Here is a 15,895-nt window from a genome sequence, read left to right as displayed (position 1 = left end):
CCCCTTCCGGGGCTGCCGCCCCGCCGTCAGCCGAGCCCCGCGCCCGCCACCCGCAGCGCCTCCACCGCCGCGCGGATCGACGGGCGGCGGTCGGCGTCCGTGCGCCACACCACGTACACGTGCCGCCGCACCCGGTGGCGCACCGGCACGGTCCGCACGCCCGCGGGCATCGGGTCGCGGCCGAGCCGCGGCACCACGCACACGCCGAGCCCGGCCGCGACCAGGGCGAGCTGGGTGTGGTGCTCCTCCGCGCGGTGCGCGATGCGCGGCTCGAAGCCCTGGCCGCGCAGGGTGAACATCAGCCACTCGTGGCAGAACTCGCCCTCCGTCCAGGTGATCCACTCGTCCTCGGCGAAGTCCTCCAGGTCGACTTCGGGGCGGTCGGCCAGCGGGTGCGCCACGGGCATCGCCACATCGGCGGGGTCGTCGAGCACGGGGGCCTTGAGGAGCCCGTCGGGCAGCGGCAGCGGCTTGTTGTACCAGTCGAGGACGACCGCCAGGTCCAGGTCGCCGCGCACCACCTTCTGGACGCCGGCCTGCGGCTCCAGCTCCTCGGCCGTCACGCGCAGGCCCGGGTGGTGGGCCCGCAGCCAGGAGAGGGCGGTGGGCAGAAGGCCGCGCATCGCCGTCGGGAACGCGGAGATCCGCAGCTCGCCGACCGCCTTGCCGCGCTGCCGCTCCAGATCGGCCTGGGCCAGCTCCACCTGGGACAGGATGCGCGCGGCGTGGTCGGCCAGCAGCCGTCCGGCGTCGGTGAGCCGCACTCCCCGGCCGTTCTTCGCGAGCAGCTGCTGGCCCACCTCGCGCTCCAGCTTGGTCATCTGCTGCGAGACGGCGGACGTCGTGACGTGCAGCCCGGCGGCCGCGCCGCTCACCGATCCGTGCCGGGCGAGCGCGTCGAGGGTCCGCAGACGCTCCAGGTTCAACATGGCCGTTCCAGGTTCAACATGGCTCCTCCAGAATCGACGTATAAGCAATGCTACGCGATACCGGGCACAAAAACTCGCTTGTGCTAAGGCATGTGGTGATCCATCGTGGCGACCATGACCACCTCCGCCGTCCCGGCCTCGGCTTCCGCCTCCCGACCGGCTCCCGCACCCGCACCCGCCGAAGCCGCTCGGAGCGCGTCCCCGCGCGCGGACGGCCGCCGCAAGCTGGACTGGCGCCTGCGCTTCGCCTTCCTCTCCCTGGTGTGGGGCTTCAGCTTCCTGTTCATCAAGGTCGGCACGGAGGGGTACGCGCCGTTCCAGGTCACCTTCGGGCGGCTGCTGTTCGGCACGCTGGTGGTCGCGGTCTTCCTGGTGGTGAAGCGCGAGCGGCTCCCTCGCTCCCCGCGCACCTGGGCGCATCTGGCGGTGGCGGCGCTCCTGCTCAACGCGGCGCCGTTCTCCCTGTTCGCGTACGCGGAGCTGACGATCCCGTCGACGCTCGCGGGGATCTGCAACGCGACGTCACCGCTGTGGGGCATGGCCCTGTCCCTCGTCGCGCTCTCCGAGGACCGCCCCACGCGCCGCCGGGTCGCGGGCCTCGGCATCGGCTTCCTCGGCGTGCTCACCGTCCTCGGCGCCTGGCAGGGCTTCAGCGGCCTGGACGCCCGGGGCACGGGCATGGCCCTGCTGGCCTCGCTGTGCTACCCGATCGGCTGGATCTACGTACGCCGCACCCTGGCGGGCTCCGGCCACTCGAACCTCGCCCTCACCGGCGCCCAGCTCCTCGTCGCCACGGTCGAACTGGCCGTCGTGACCCCGCTGTTCACGACCCTGCCGCGGCACTTCCCCGTGGTGCCGCTGCTCGCCGTCGTCGCCCTCGGCGCGGTCGGCACCGGCCTCGCCTTCCTGCTGCAGTACGACATCGTCGCCGAGGTCGGCCCGACGACGGCCCAGATGGTCACGTACTTCACTCCGGTGATCGCGACGGCGGCGGGCGTGGCCGTGCTCGGCGAGTCCCTCGCCTGGACCACGCCGGTCGGCGCGGTGATCATCCTGGCGGGCGCCGCGCTCACGCAGTCCAAGCCGCGCAGGGCGAGGTGAGCGCCTCGACGGGGCGGGGAACGACGCGGCCGGCCGGGGCACACCCGCGGGCGGCCGACGGCCGTCAGCCGTAGCGGCGCTCCACCACCGGCCCCGTGGCCGCCGCCAGCGCCTCGGCCACGGCCGCGATGTCCTCTCCTTCGAGTGCGGAGACGGTGATCCGCACCCCTGGGGCCGCGCCCAGGCGGAACCGCGCCCCCGGGGCGACCGCCCAGCCCGCGTGCAGCATCCGGGCCACCACCCCCGTCTCGTCGGGGACCGGCACCCACACGTTCATCCCGCTGCGCCCGTACGCCGTGACGCCGTGCCCCGCGAGCGCCGCGATCAGCGCGTCGCGCCTGCTTCCGTACCCGGCCGCCACCTCCCGCGCGTCGACCGCGCCGCCCTCCCAGAGGTGTACGACGGCCCGCTGGAGCACCTTGCTGACCCAGCCGGGCCCGAGCCGCAGCCGGCCCTGCACCCGGTCGACGGTCTCGACGTCACCGGAGAGCACGGCCAGGCGCAGGTCGGGGCCGTACGCCTTGGCCGTGGAGCGGACGAACGCCCAGGCGTGGGTCACCCCGGTCAGGGTGTGCAGCGGCAGGTCGACGATGCCGTGGCCGTGGTCGTCCTCGATGACCAGCGTCTCCTTGTGCGCGGTGAGGACCTCCCGCAGGGCACGCGCGCGCGTGGCGCTCACGGCCGCGCCGGTCGGGTTCTGGGCGCGGGCGGTGACGACGAGCGCCCGGGCCCCGGCCCGCAGCGCCCGCTCGACGTCGTCGGGCAGCGGCCCCTCGTCGTCGACGCCGACCGGGACCGGCCGCAGGCCGAGCGCGGGCACGAGGTCCAGGACACTGCCCCATCCGGGGTCCTCCACCGCCACCGCGTCGCCGACCTTCAGCCGGGTGACGAGCACCCGCTCGATCGCGTCGAGCGCTCCTGAGGTGACGGCCAGCGGACCCTGGGGCACCCCGTCGCGGTCGAGCACCCCGCGCGCGCAGCGGCCGAACGCGGGGTCGACGGCGGACTCCCCGTACAGGTCGGGGTGCTGGTCCGCGTGCGCCGCGGCGGCCGCGAAGGCCCCGGCGAGCGGCGGCAGGAGCGCCGTGTCCGGATTGCCGCTCGCGACGTCCCGCACCCCGGGCGGCACGACGAGGCGGCTGTACTCGCGCGCGGTGGTCGCGGGCTTGCTCCGCACCCGGCTGCCGCGCCGCCCCGCCGTCTCGATCACGCCGCGCTCGCGCAGCGTGCGGTAGGCCGCCGCCACCGTGTTGGGATTCACCCCCAGTTGGCGCGCCAACTCCCGCATCGGGGGCAGCGCTTGCCCCGGCTCCAGGTCACCGCGCCCGACGGCGCGCTCGACACTGGCGGCGATCTCGGCTGCGCCCCGCCCGGCGATCGGATACTCTCCTAGCACAAAGCACAGTATGCACTAGTGCAATCGATGAGGCAAAGCGGCGGCGCGCACGGCCCACGGAGGCCGGAGCGCGGCGCGCACCCGAGGGAGAAGCCATGGAGACGACGACGCACTCGGCCACGCCGGACAGCGCCCCCTATGCGGCGACCGACCGCACCGTGCCCACCCGGGCCCGCGAACGCGCCGCGTACGACCGCACGCTGGTGCACGCGATACTCGACGAGTCGTACGTGTGCCACCTCGGCTTCGTCCGCGACGGCGCCCCGATCGTGCTGCCGACGCTGTACGGCAGGGTCGGCGAGCGGCTCTACGTGCACGGTTCGACGGGGTCGCGCCCGCTGCGGATGGCCGGGGCCGCGCAGCCGGACGACCACGCGGACCCGGGCCTTCCGGTGTGTCTGACGGTGACGCACGTGGACGGCCTCGTGCTGGCCCGCTCGGCCTTCCACCACTCGATCAACTACCGCTCCGTGGTGGTGCACGGCATCGCGCGCCAGGTCACGGACCCGGAGGAGAAGCGGACCGCGCTCGACGCGCTCGTCGAGCACGTGGTGCCCGGCCGCGCCGCCGACTCGCGGCCCGCGAACGCCAAGGAACTGGCCGCGACCGCCGTGCTCAGCCTCGATCTCGCCGAGGTCTCCGCGAAGGTGCGCACCGGCGGGCCGGGCGACGAGCCGGAGGACATGGACCTGCCCCACTGGGCGGGCGTCGTGCCGCTGCGCAAGGGCTACGACCCGGTCGTCCCGGCCGCCGACCTGGCTCCCGGCATCGAGATCCCCGACTACCTGATCGAGCCCTGAGGCGCGCGGCGCGCACGGGCGGAGGCGCGCGCCTCCGCCGCGGCGAGGCCCGTGACGGCCGCGAGCATCAGGAGGGTGCCCGCGACGGTGGCGGCGTTCAGCTCCTCACCGAGCAGGGCGACGGCGATGACCGCAGCGCTCACCGGCTCCAGGAGCATGATCACGGAGACGGTCGCGGAGCGGACGACGGCGGCCCCGGCGAAGTACAGCGCGTACGCGAGGGCCGTCGGCACGGCGGCGATGTAGAGCAGACAGCCGAGCACGCGGGCGGCGTCGGCGGTGTGCGGCCACAGCCCCTCGGCCACGGCGAACGGCAGCAGGCACAGCGACACCACCGCGAACGACCACACCGTGGTGCTGGACGCGTCGGTTCCGCCGTCCCGGCCCCACCAGCGGGTCAGGAGCGTCATGACGGCGTACCCGGCGGCGGACGCCAGGGCGAAGACGACGCCCCAGGGGCGTACGGCCGACTCGCCGCCGCCCACGAAGAGGACGCCGAGCCCTGCGAGGGCACCGCCCACCGCGCACAGGCCGCCGAGCCCGAGGCGCTCGCCCAGGGTCAGACGGGCGCCGAGCGCGATGAGCACGGGGCCCGCCCCGAGCGTGACGACCGTGCCGACCGCGAGTCCGGTGGCCTCCACGGCGGCGAAGTACGCGGTCTGGAACACGGTCAGGGCCAGACCGATCGCGACGACGCGCCCGGCGCTGCGGGCCGAAGGGCGCCGTACGGGCACGCTGCGGGCACCGCCGCGCGACCGCACCAGACGCACGGCGAACAGCAGCAGGAACCCGCCGGCGCAACGCCAGAAGGACAAAGTGACGGGCCCCATCCCGCCGGCCGAGAAGACCAGCGAGGCGGCGGCGCCCGCGGTGCCCCAGGCGGCTCCGGCGATGCCTAGGTAGACGAGGCCGCGCCCCACGGAAAGCCGGGGCAGGGCGGTGACGGGAACGGGGGTAGCGTCCGTGGACGCGGGGGACGTGCTGGACACGCTCGACACGTGGAATCTCCGCAGCGGTTCGAGAAGGAGACCGCGTCACGGCCGGGCGTGGCGACGAGGAGTGCCCGCAGGCACAGGCTCAACAGGGGCCGCCCCGAAGAAGAAAGGGGACGGCATCCCGCACGGGCCGCTGGGACGCAGGTCTGGGACTTGTCGTCTGCGGGCAGCACCGCTCGGCCCGGCCGAGGGCCGGGCGTGATCCGTGTGGGGCCCGCGCTCAGGCGGCCGGAGGCGGAAGAACGAGTGCTCGTGCGTGCATGATCGGCACCTTATGCGGCGGTCCCGCTCGGGGACAACCGTTGTTCGGATTCCGGGACGGCGCCCGCGGTGTCGTCGGGCGAGGGCTTCGCGGGCGCCGACGACTGGGCGATGAACGCGCCCACCAGGACGAGGGCGCCCCCGACGAGCTGCGGCGCCGAGAGCCGCTCCCCCAGCAGGACCCAGGCGAGCACGGTGGCGACGACCGCTTCCAGGCAGGCCACGACGCCCGCGACCGCCGGCGAGAGGCGGCGCACCGAGAGCACCCCGGTGACGTACGCGACGACCGTGGCGATCAGCACGATCCAGCCGACGAGCACCCACGCGGGCACGCGCGAGCCGTCCATGTCGGCGGTGCGGGCGAGCACGCCCCAGTCCATGCCCCAGGGGCGGGCGAGCACCGTGAGCACGGCCGCGCCGACGAGCAGGCCGTACGCGATGACGCCGAGCGGGTCCGGGGCGTCGGCGCCCGCGTCGCTGCCCTGGTCGGACAGGACGAAGTAGCCGACCTGGCAGCAGGCGGCGCCGAGCGCGAGCAGGAGTCCGACCGCGTCGAAGCTGAGCCCCGACCAGACCTCGACGACGCAGGCGAGCCCGCCCACGGCGAGCACCACGCCGAGCGCGGCGGCCCGCGTCACGGGCCTGCGCTGCACGAACCGCACCCAGCCGAGCACGAGCGCGGGCGCGAGGTACTCCACGAGCAGCGCGACGCCGACCGGGATGCGGGAGATCGAGGCGAAGTAGCAGGCCTGCACGCCGGCGACGGCGAGCAGTCCGAACCCGGCGAGCAGCGCGGGCCTGCGCCGCACGAGCGCCCGGTGCCGCCAGGCCACGGGCAGCATCACGAGCGCGGCGCCCGCGACCCGCAGCCACACCACGTGCAGCGCGTCGAGACCGCCCTCGATCAGCGGCTTGGCCGCGACCCCCGAGCCGCCGAAGGCGACCGCCGACACCAGGGCGAGGCCGAGCCCGAGCCCTCTGCCGCCGTCCGCCGCCGCGCCCCGAAGCTTCTTCTGAGTCCCACGCACCGGCACATGATGACAGCCGAGGTCATGACCGTCACCCCTGATGACCACTGTCTCAATCGGCGGACGCCGCCGTGCGGTGCACGCCGGTCACGCCGGGCGCGCGGGCCGTCACCAGGCCGGTTCGCACCCCGTGTCGCCGTCGCTCTCCAGGCGTGCGAGCAGCACGTCGGCGTCGACGCCCGCGCGTCGCAGCACCTCGACGGCCCGGCACTCCCGGTCGGCGGCGAGGGCGGCGAGCAGGTCGACGCCGTGGGCCAGGGGCTCGCCGCGCAGCACGGCACGCTCGTGCGCGGCCTCCATGGCCCCGGCGGCGGCGGGCGAGAGAACCGTTTCCTTCGCGGACGGCACGACCGGCACGGCCCCGGAGTCCTCGACGGTGCCCTGCCACTGGAGGCCGTAGCCGATGCTGCGCTGGACGAGGTAGCCGAGCAGCCGCGCGATCTGCGGCCCGCCGTCGAAGACCGCCCGGACCTGCGGCTCGTACTCGAGGAGCGAGTGCAGCAGATGGGCCGTGTCGACCTGCCGGTCCCCGTCCCGCACGGCCCGCCTGCGCGCACCGGACAGCACCGAGGCCAGCGCCGCGCTCAGGCTGGAATCGACGTCGGTTCGGGTCGGGCCGGGTTCGGCGCCCTGAGGGGTACGGCTTTGCACACCTCCCACCCCATCAGCCCCCGCGGCTCCCGGCATCGGCGGCGGGAAGCATTTCCGCGTCCCACGCAAGTTGGGCACCGCCGGGCGGGTTGTCCTCCTTACGGATGACTTTCGGCTGTTTTCGCAGGTGGGGCGCGCGCCTTCATGCTTCGCGCCGGACGCGCAACCAGTCCGCTCCGGCGCTCGTCTGTCTGTGGCATGGAGAGCAGGTGCTGGCTGGTCACCCTGCCGGCGGTCGACGGCCGACTGTACGTGTACCGCGTGTACGCGCCGGAGGAAGCCCTGCCCGCCGATCTGTTCTGGGAAGCGTGGCACTGCCACGACGAGGGCCCCTACCCCCGGGCCTCCGACCTCTTCGACGCGGCCGAGATACAGCGCGTCGGCTGACCGCGCCAAGGCCGCGTCACGGAGTCCTGGCCGGGTCTACCTCTCGGGGCGCCGGCCGGTCACGACCGTCGCGTACAGCTCGTCGTCCGTGACGACGCGCGGTACGAGGCCCGCGTCCGTGACGGCCGCGACCGCCGAGGTCACCTGCCGCTCGCTCGTCTCGAACAGCAGGCAGCCGCCGGGCGCCAGCCAGCGCGCCGCGTCCGCCGTCACCCGCCGCAGCACGTCGAGTCCGTCGGCGCCGCCGTCGAGGGCGACGCGCGCCTCGTGCTCACGGGCCTCGACGGGCAGCAGCGCGACCTCGCCGGAGGGGACGTACGGCACGTTGGCCAGCAGGACGTCGACCCGGCCGCGGAGCCCGGCGGGCAGCGCCTCGTACAGGTCGCCTTCGTACACGCGGCCGTCGGCGTCGCGCACGTTGCGGCGCGCGCAGGCCACGGCCGCCGGGTCGATGTCGGCGGCGTGCAGTTCGGCCCGGCCGAGCGCGGCCGCGACGGCGGCCCCCAGGGCGCCGGACCCGCAGCACAGGTCGACGACGACGGCCCCGGGCACCGAGAGCGCGGCCGCCTCCCGGACGAGGGCCTCGGTGCGGCGGCGCGGCACGAACACCCCGGCGTCCACGGCGATGCGCAGACCGGCGAACTCGGCCCAGCCCACGACGTGTTCCAGCGGCAGGCCGCTCGCCCGCCGCGCCACCATGGCGTCGAGCTCCTCGGGGCTCGCGGCGGCGGCCGCGAGCAGGTCCGCCTCCTCCTCGGCGAACACGCAGCCCGCCGCGCGCAGCCGCGCCACGACGGCGGCGGAGGCCGGGGGGCGGGCGGCGGAGTGGGCGGGGGCTGACATGAAGGAGCCTTCCGGCAGTACGGAGTTCCGGCGGTACGGAGGAGGGAGGCGGCCAGCCTATCCGGCCACCGTGAGCGGCCGGTTCGGCCGTCTTGAATGTTGAGGAGCCTGGGGCTACTTTCCGCGACACCGTCGCTGCGCCCGCCGCAGCGCCCGACGAGAAGGGGTGGTCGCAGTGCCCGAGGTCAGCGCGGAGGCACGGATCGAGGCACCAGCGGAGCAGGTCTGGGCGCAGCTCGCCGACCTGTCCCAGTACGGAAAGTGGAACGCGACGCACACCGGCTTCCCGCAGGGCCCACCCGCCTCGCTCGAACTGGGCGGAACGTTCACGGAGAACATGAAGCTGATGGGCTTCCCCGCCGAGGTCGCCTGGACGGTCGTGGACCTGGAGGCCGGCCGTACGTTCGCGATCAAGGGCAAGGGCCCGATGGGCGTCACGGTCGGCACCCGCTACACGGTGGTGCCGGACGGCGGGGCGACGACGGTGCGCGCGAACGGGGAGTTCAGCGGCGCGGCGGTGTCGATGATGGCGGGCAAGCTCAAGGACTCGGTGACGGCGGCGCTCAACGAGTCGCTGCGGAAGCTGGGCGACCTGGTGAAGTGAGCCGCGCCGGACGCGGCACGGACGACGAAGGCGCCCCGCACGACGGGTGCGGGGCGCCTCGACGGCCGCGCGGAGGGCGCGGCCCGCGCTGCCTCAGTCCTCATCGGCGAGGATCAGATACAGCTTCTTGCGGGCGTCGTTGATGACGGTCAGCGCCTTCTCGCGCTGCTCCTTGGAGCCGGTCTTCCAGACCTGGCCGAACGCCTCCATCAGGCCGAACCCGGCCTGCCGGATCTCGTTCAGGGCCTCCCGGTCGACGCCGCGCCCGGCCTCTTCCCAAGGCGCGTCCGCGCCCTCGTCGGCCGCGGCGCGGCCGGACTCGGTGAGCGAGAAGAGCTTCTTGCCGCCCTCGCTCTCATTGACGATCAGGCCCTCGTCCTCCAGGAGCTGGAGGGTCGGGTAGACGGAGCCGGGGCTGGGCTTCCACGCCCCGCCGCTGCGCTCGGCGATCTCCTGGATCATCTCGTAGCCGTGCATCGGCCGGTCCTTCAGGAGGGCCAGGATGGACGCGCGTACGTCGCCGCGCCGGGCCCGGCCGCGCGGACCGCCACGCCCGCCGCGGCCACCCCAGGGACCGGGGCCCCCGAAGCCGGGCCCGAAGGGCCCGAACGCTCCGCGCCGCCCTTCGTACCCGCCGCCGAATCCCCCGCGCCCCTCGGGGCCGGGGCCGAACGGACCACGTCCGCGGCCGCGCTGGTGCTCGTGCTCAAAACCGTGGGAACGCATGTCGATCATTCCTTTCGTCGCTCAATTCGCTACTCGATCGCCGACCAGCGACACCGCTGACCAGTGACATCATCGATCAGCGACATCGTTGATCAGTCGCGATGCCTCAACGATATATCGGAACTGTTCGCCTGACAACCCCATGGCGTCCCGCACCCGCTGTCCCGTCTCCGTCGGCCCGGTCCCCGTCTCAACCGATCTGGTCCCGCTGGGCCAGGCCGGTTGAGACGCCCTGGCCAGCGGCAGAGCGCACGCCGCGCGTTCGTCGCTCCGGGGCCAGATCGCCTGAGAGTCCCGGGCCGACTCCGTCTCACATGATCTGGTCGTCGCAGGTCACAGTCGCCGTCGCGGACCAGATCAGTTGGGACGGGACACCCGCCGACCCGCGCCGGCACGCGCGCCATCGACGACCGATCAGACCCGCACGAAAACCAGCCCGCCCGACTGCCACACCCGGGACGGCGGAGCCGAGAGGGTCCGTCCATCTGCTCCGATCCGGTGTCAGTGCCGCCCGGCACAATCCGTCCCGTGAGCCTTCATTACGAAGTCGTCTTCGCCTGCTTCCTCCGGGACGACACACCCGACACCGTCCTGGACGCACTGCGCTGGCACATGGGCGAGATCAGCGACCGGCCCGCAGGCATGGACGCGAGTGAACACCCCTGCCCCATGCTCATCCCGGACCCGGACAGCTACTTGCCGGGAGGGGACACCGCGTCCCTGCGCCACCAGTCGCGCGGCAACTGGAACGCCTGGGGCCTGTTCACCCGCAGTTACTGGCTCGATGACGAGATCGGCGAGGTCGTCCCCCTCCTGGACCTGCTGGCGCCCCACGTCGAAGATCCCGGATACGGCGGACACCTCCGCGAGGAGGCCGAAGCCCAGCCGGCCATCGTCACTTTCGGCGGCGGAACCTACGTCCTGGAGACGGACTGACCCAACGCCGCCACCCACGACCCGAAAGCGCACGCTCGAACCCCGCCGCCACAGCAGGCACCACCGTCGAAGCATCCCCGTCATGACCAAAAATCCGCCACCCACCACCAAACAGGTCCAGTTGAAGTGAATTGGCCTTACCCAAGCCCTTAGGTGGACCCATAGCGTCGGCCCATGACGACATCCCCACGGAAGCGCATCCGCATCGTCGACGCCTTCGCCGAGCGTCCCTTCACCGGCAATCCCGCGGGCGTCCTGCTGCTCGACTCGTTCCCGGACGACGTCTGGCTCCAGCACGTGGCCGCCGAGGTCAACCACGCCGAGACCGCCTTCGCCCACCCGCTGCCGCCGGGCGGCGACGCCGACTGGGCGCTGCGCTGGTTCACGCCCGCCACCGAGGTCGACCTGTGCGGGCACGCCACCCTGGCCCTCGCCCACGTACTGCGCACCACGGGCACGGCCGAGGGCACGGTGCGGTTCGCCACCCGGGCCGGGGTGCTCGTCTCCACCAGCCACGCGGACGGCAGCATCACGCTCGACTTCCCCACCGCCCCGCTCACCGCGACGCCCGCCCCGGACGGCATCGCCGAAGCGCTCGGCGCCGAGCCGCTCTCGGTGTACGACGCGGGTCCGCACACCGGTGACCTGGTGGTCGAGCTGGCCGACGAGAAGACGGTCCGCGCGCTCGCCCCCGACCACCGGGCCCTGGCGCTGCACTCCGAGCGCGGCATCATCGCGACCGCGCTCGCCGAGGACCCCGCCCGCGGCTACGACTTCGTCTCGCGCGGCTTCTTCCCGCGCGTGGGCATCGACGAGGACCCCGTCACGGGCAGCGCGCACACCGCCCTGGCCCCCTTCTGGTCCGCGCGCCTCGGCCGCACCGAGCTGACGGGCCTGCAGGCCTCCCCCCGCTCCGGCCTGGTGCGCACCGATCTGCGCGGCGACCGCACCCTGCTGACCGGCCGCGCGGTCACCGTCATCGAGGGCGACCTGCTGGCCTGACGTGCGAGCGCCCACCGCGTCGCATCACGCGGTGGGCAGCCACCCCACCTTCCCGGCGAGCAGCGCGTATCCGACGAACGCCCCGATGTCCAGGAGCGAGTGGGCCACGACGAGCGGCCCGACCCGGCCCCACCTGCGGTAGAGCAGGACGAAGACCACGCCCATCGCCATGTTGCCGATGAACCCGCCGATGCCCTGGTACAGGTGGTACGAGCCGCGCAGCACCGAGCTCGCCCCCAGGGCTGCCATCGGCGACCACCCCAACTGGTCGAGCCTGCGCAGCAGATAGCCGACGACGATCACTTCCTCGAGGATCGAGTTCTGCAGCGCCGACAGGACGAGCACCGGGTACTTCCACCACACGTCCGGCAGGTCCTCCGGCACCACCGTCAGATTGAAGCCGAGACCGCGGGCCGCCAGATAGAAGGCGATGCCGGTGGAGCCGATGACCGCGGCGATCGCCGTCCCGCGCCCCAGGTCCGGCCACGGCCGCGTCCGGTCGAAGCCGAGCGCCCGCAGGCCCGAGCCCTCCCGCAGCAGGAAGTGGGCCACCAGGGCGACCGGCACCAGCGCGGTCGTGATGCCGAACAGCTGCCACGCGAGGTCCAGCCAGGGCCGCCCCGGAGCCGCCGAGGAGTTGAGGGTCGCCGCCTGGTCCTTGAGACCGCCCGGCTTGGTGACCGAGCCGATGAAGCTGATGAGCGCGGACACCCCGCTCGCGCCGAGCGAGAGGGCGAGGACGAGCAGCGTCTCGTCCCGCAAGGACCGCCGCGAGGGCCCCGCCTCGGGAAGGACACCAGCCGTCGGCCCCGGCTCCGCTCGCACTTCTGCCTCCACTGCGTGATCCCGCCTCGTCGCTCACCGCGCCGCCCGTCGCACCGATCGGTACGGGACCGCGCCTGGGTCGTCAAGCTTGCCCGATGACCGCCGACGGCGGTCGGGCGACCCGCGCTCACGAGATCACGCACGCCACGGCGCGGGGGCGCGCGGGGCCCGCGTCCGCCAAGGCCCCTGCCGCGCCGCGCCGTGGCGCGTCACCGCACCGGCAGCGCCGGCTCCGGAAGGCCCACGGGCCAGGTGTGCACCGGCTCGCCCGCGTGCATCAGCTCGCAGTACCGGCGCGTGGTGGCGGCGAGGGCCGCCTCGCGCTCCAGGCCGCGTTCGAGCGCCCGGTGGAACGTCGCCGCCTGCCACGACGCGCCGTTCACCCGCCGCCTGCACCGCTCCTCGATCACGCCCAGGTACAGATCGCGGTCGGCGGGCTCCACGCCCCACGCGTCGAGCCCGGCCCCGGCCAGCGGCAGCAGCTCGTCGCGTACGAGATCGACGGCCGCCACCTGCGTGAGCCCGCCGTACCGACCGCGACGCGGCCACTCCAGGGACGCCTCGATGCCGTACCGACACGCGGTGTCGAAGTTCCGGGCCGCCGTCGCGAACGGCAGCCTGCTCCACACGGGCCGCGCCTCCTCGGCGAGCGCGCGCACCACCCCGTAGTAGAAGGCGACGTTGGCGATGACGTCCGTGACGGTCGGGCCCGCGGGCAGCACCCGGTTCTCCACGCGCAGGTGCGGCACGCCGTCGGCGATGCCGTACACGGGGCGGTTCCAGCGGTACACCGTGCCGTTGTGCAGCGTCAGTTCCGCCAGCTGCGGCACCCCGCCGTCGTCGAGCACGCGCTGCGGGTCCTCGGGGTCGCACAGCGGGATCAGCGCGGGGAAGTAGCGCACGTTCTCCTCGAAGAGGTCGTACGCGCTGTCGATCCAGCGCTCCCCGAACCAGCTGCGCGGCCGCACGCCCTGCGCCTGGAGCTCGGGCGGCCGCGTGTCCGTGGACTGCAGGAACAGCGGCGGCCGCGACTCGCGCCACAGCTCGCGCCCGAACAGGAACGGCGCGTTCGCGCCCACCGCGACCTGGGCGGCCGCGATCGACTGCGCCGCGTTCCACACGTCGGCGAACTTGCCCGGCGTGACCTGGAGGTGGAGCTGCACCGACGTGCACGCGGCCTCCGGCGCGATGGACGCGGACGAGCACCGCAGCCGCTCCACACCCTCGATGTCCAGGGCGAAGTGCTCGCCGCGGGCCGCCACTATCTGGTCGTTGAGCAGCGCGTACCGGTCGTCCTCGGAGAGGTTCGCGGACACCAGGTCCGCACGGCTCAGGGTCGGCAGAATGCCGATCATCACGATGCCCGCGTCCACCTCGTTCGCTTTCCGGTGGGCGTAGGCGAGCGCCGTGCGCAACTCCTCGGTGAGCTGGTCGAGAACACGCCCGCCGAGGCGGTGCGGGGCAATGTTCACTTCCAGATTGAACATTCCGAGTTCGGTCTGGAAATCGCGGCTCGCGATACGCCTGAGAACTTCGGTATTCATCATTCTCGGGGTGCCGTCGGGTCCCGCGAGATTCAGCTCTATCTCCAGACCCAGCAGGTTCTTCGGCCGGTCGAAGCGCCGCTCCTCGAGCATCCGCCCGAGCGCGGCGAGACACTGCCGATGCTTGATCCGGTACAGCTGGCGATCGGACAGGTCGTACGATCCCGCCTCGACCTTTTCCCCCATCGAAGCGTCCCTCCTCCGGATGGGCAGCCAGCAACCCGGCCGCTGTGTACGGAGGATGATGCCCCGACGATGTGATCCGTAACGCCCCGCGCGGGCCCGTGGACCGGTAGGCTCCAGAATGTGCCGTGGGGCACATTCGCGGGGCAAGGGACGCGTCGCCGCTTTCCCTTCCTCCGGTTGTGGCGAAAAAACCGACGAGAATCGGCCGACCGCGGCCGTGGAAAATCGCGAGGTCACACGCCCGGACACGATCCGGAATCAGGAGAAATACCCCAGAAGTGCGACCGAATGACGACTTGCCCGGCATAGGAGCGACAGCTAGCAGAAACACTTCCTGAACACGTGTCGTATAAACTCCCGGGTTGAGGCAGAGAGTTGGCGCTCGCGGTCCCCCGTCCCCCGGGGCCCCTGCCCCCGCCCCCTCTGACCCCGAGCAGACAGCGCCGTCCGCACCTGCCCCCCGCTCCACTTGTGCCTGTCGAATAAGAGAGGCGACCCACCATGCCGCTGCATGTTCCCCCGGCTCCCGCGCCCGCACTGCGCAGCGTCCTCACGGCCCTCAGCTCTCCCACCGCCGTCCGCGAGGCCCGTACACCTTCCTTGCGCACCGCCCAAGGCCCCGTGAGCCCGGATGTCCCGCTGCCCGTGCACGAGTTGGACCACGCGGCGACGGAGCCCGCACCGGCAACCGGAGCGGCCACCAAGCTCATCGGCTGGCGCTTCCTGATCCGCTGCGACGAGCGCGCGGTGGCCGCGGCGGAGACCATGCTCACGCCCGACGGCTGGGCGTTCTCGCACTTCTGCGAGGGTCCGTACATCGCGTCCGCCGAGCGCGCGCTGCGCCACGCCGAGGCCATGCCGCAGCCGTACCAGCCGCGACTGCTGTCCGTACCGGAGCTCTACATGCTCACCCTGTGGCTGCACGGCGACCGCGCAGCGGACGCCGCGAGCGGACCGCTCGCCCCCGCCGACATCCTGGTGCCGCTCTCACCGGCGCCCCCGGGCATCGCCGCCCACCGGCCGCACCGCGTCGCCGACCTCCTGCCGGTGCTCACCCACCGGCTGGCCCCGGCCCCGCTGCTCGGCTCGCCCGCCTGAACGCGGCGCGATTCCGCTTCCGTGCCCCGCCGCCCCCAGGGCCGCGGGGCACGCCCCTGCCCGGAATGCCCATCCGGACTAGCCCACTTCGGCCACGTCGAACCACCCGAAGGGACAGGGGAGTTGGGCTGAACCGTCCGGGCGGGTGATACGTCCTTAAGGCAGTAGGGAGCGCTGCCGCAAAATCCCTGCGGAATCACGTCCGTGGGGCAACACTGGACTGGACCGACCAAACCAACGGGGGAACGGGGGCGGCATGACCACCGCATCGAGCCGCAGCACGGACGCAACAACCACCACTTCGCAGCGAAAGAACCCTTCCATGTGCCAGCACCAGCCCGCATGCCCGACAGCCGAATCCGCCGACCGGGAGGCCGCGCTCCTCATCGCGCACCACCCGGAGCAGGGCTGGAGCCTGCTGTGCAACGGCGTCCTGCTCTTCGAGGACACCGGTGAGCTGCTGCCGAGCGGCGAGATCATCGCGCCGCACCGGCCGCTGGGCACCAACCAGGTGATGACGGCCGCCTGAGCCGTCCGCACGGAAGCGAACAGGCAAGCGAACAAGGAAACGACGCACCACAGA

General features: G+C 73.3%; 17 protein-coding genes. 8 read left to right on the top strand and 9 right to left on the bottom strand.

Translation table 11 applies throughout. From position 1 onward, the window contains the following. Positions 1–26: 26 nt before the first annotated feature. Complete coding sequence (locus tag IG74_RS0119270) at positions 27–929, bottom strand: LysR family transcriptional regulator (RefSeq protein ID WP_030678353.1); 903 nt, start codon at positions 927–929, stop codon at positions 27–29. Between the two features lie 114 nt (positions 930–1,043). Here IG74_RS0119270 and IG74_RS0119265 point away from each other — a divergent pair, with 114 nt between their 5' ends. Beyond that, positions 1,044–2,030, top strand: a complete 987-nt coding sequence (locus IG74_RS0119265; protein ID WP_030678351.1) for a DMT family transporter — start codon at positions 1,044–1,046, stop codon at positions 2,028–2,030. A 64-nt stretch (positions 2,031–2,094) separates the two neighbouring features. Here the strand turns inward: IG74_RS0119265 and IG74_RS0119260 are convergent, their stop codons facing one another. Further along, a complete protein-coding gene (locus IG74_RS0119260; RefSeq protein WP_030678348.1) occupies positions 2,095–3,426 on the bottom strand; it encodes an aminotransferase class I/II-fold pyridoxal phosphate-dependent enzyme in 1,332 nt (443 codons plus the stop codon). Positions 3,427–3,521: 95 nt separating this feature from the next. Between IG74_RS0119260 and IG74_RS0119255 the strand changes: the two genes are divergently transcribed. Continuing rightward, complete coding sequence (locus tag IG74_RS0119255) at positions 3,522–4,226, top strand: pyridoxamine 5'-phosphate oxidase family protein (protein WP_030678346.1); 705 nt, start codon at positions 3,522–3,524, stop codon at positions 4,224–4,226. On the opposite strand, the gene IG74_RS0119250 is transcribed toward IG74_RS0119255, so the two are convergent. The 3 genes from IG74_RS0119250 to IG74_RS0119240 form a co-directional block, all read right to left on the bottom strand. Then, complete coding sequence (locus tag IG74_RS0119250; RefSeq protein WP_030678344.1) at positions 4,208–5,161, bottom strand: DMT family transporter; 954 nt, start codon at positions 5,159–5,161, stop codon at positions 4,208–4,210. The two genes, IG74_RS0119255 and IG74_RS0119250, sit on opposite strands and share 19 nt — an antisense overlap. Positions 5,162–5,493: 332 nt before the next feature. After that, positions 5,494–6,510, bottom strand: coding sequence for an EamA family transporter (locus IG74_RS0119245; RefSeq protein WP_107058976.1), 1,017 nt, complete (start codon positions 6,508–6,510; stop codon positions 5,494–5,496). Positions 6,511–6,618: 108 nt separating this feature from the next. Beyond that, entirely contained in the window at positions 6,619–7,161 is a 543-nt protein-coding gene (locus IG74_RS0119240; protein ID WP_037825737.1) for a Clp protease N-terminal domain-containing protein, read from the bottom strand. Positions 7,162–7,359: 198 nt separating this feature from the next. Here IG74_RS0119240 and IG74_RS0119235 point away from each other — a divergent pair, with 198 nt between their 5' ends. Further along, positions 7,360–7,548, top strand: coding sequence for a hypothetical protein (locus tag IG74_RS0119235; protein WP_030678336.1), 189 nt, complete (start codon positions 7,360–7,362; stop codon positions 7,546–7,548). Between the two features lie 36 nt (positions 7,549–7,584). Here the strand turns inward: IG74_RS0119235 and IG74_RS0119230 are convergent, their stop codons facing one another. Next, positions 7,585–8,391 carry a putative protein N(5)-glutamine methyltransferase gene (locus tag IG74_RS0119230; RefSeq protein WP_030678335.1) on the bottom strand — a complete coding sequence of 269 codons (807 nt, stop codon included), beginning with the start codon at positions 8,389–8,391 and terminating at the stop codon, positions 7,585–7,587. 175 nt (positions 8,392–8,566) lie between these two features. On the opposite strand from IG74_RS0119230, the gene IG74_RS0119225 reads away from it, so the two are divergent. Further along, positions 8,567–8,995 carry an SRPBCC family protein gene (locus tag IG74_RS0119225; RefSeq protein WP_030678331.1) on the top strand — a complete coding sequence of 143 codons (429 nt, stop codon included), beginning with the start codon at positions 8,567–8,569 and terminating at the stop codon, positions 8,993–8,995. A 93-nt stretch (positions 8,996–9,088) separates the two neighbouring features. On the opposite strand, the gene IG74_RS0119220 is transcribed toward IG74_RS0119225, so the two are convergent. Continuing rightward, a complete protein-coding gene (locus IG74_RS0119220) occupies positions 9,089–9,721 on the bottom strand; it encodes a PadR family transcriptional regulator (protein ID WP_030678327.1) in 633 nt (210 codons plus the stop codon). A gap of 528 nt (positions 9,722–10,249) precedes the next feature. Here IG74_RS0119220 and IG74_RS0119215 point away from each other — a divergent pair. Continuing rightward, the gene (locus IG74_RS0119215; RefSeq protein ID WP_030678324.1) at positions 10,250–10,657 is read left to right on the top strand and encodes a hypothetical protein; all 408 of its coding nucleotides are present in this window, start codon (positions 10,250–10,252) and stop codon (positions 10,655–10,657) included. A 174-nt stretch (positions 10,658–10,831) separates the two neighbouring features. After that, positions 10,832–11,659: a PhzF family phenazine biosynthesis protein gene (locus tag IG74_RS0119210; RefSeq protein WP_030678322.1), complete on the top strand. Its 828-nt coding sequence runs from the start codon at positions 10,832–10,834 to the stop codon at positions 11,657–11,659. Positions 11,660–11,683: 24 nt separating this feature from the next. On the opposite strand, the gene IG74_RS0119205 is transcribed toward IG74_RS0119210, so the two are convergent. Further along, a complete protein-coding gene (locus tag IG74_RS0119205; RefSeq protein ID WP_030678320.1) occupies positions 11,684–12,484 on the bottom strand; it encodes a CPBP family intramembrane glutamic endopeptidase in 801 nt (266 codons plus the stop codon). Between the two features lie 209 nt (positions 12,485–12,693). Beyond that, entirely contained in the window at positions 12,694–14,214 is a 1,521-nt protein-coding gene (locus IG74_RS0119200) for a glutamate--cysteine ligase (protein ID WP_030678318.1), read from the bottom strand. Positions 14,215–14,715: 501 nt separating this feature from the next. Here IG74_RS0119200 and IG74_RS0119195 point away from each other — a divergent pair. Together IG74_RS0119195 and IG74_RS0119190 are read left to right on the top strand one after the other, a co-directional pair. Next, positions 14,716–15,312, top strand: a complete 597-nt coding sequence (locus IG74_RS0119195) for a hypothetical protein (RefSeq protein ID WP_030678316.1) — start codon at positions 14,716–14,718, stop codon at positions 15,310–15,312. Positions 15,313–15,634: 322 nt separating this feature from the next. Then, entirely contained in the window at positions 15,635–15,841 is a 207-nt protein-coding gene (locus IG74_RS0119190) for a DUF5999 family protein (protein WP_030678314.1), read from the top strand. Positions 15,842–15,895 lie beyond the last annotated feature (54 nt).

Source organism: Streptomyces sp. NRRL B-1347 (assembly GCF_000720325.1).
Lineage (GTDB): Bacteria > Actinomycetota > Actinomycetes > Streptomycetales > Streptomycetaceae > Streptomyces.
This window is presented reverse-complemented; position numbering and strand designations above follow the sequence as displayed.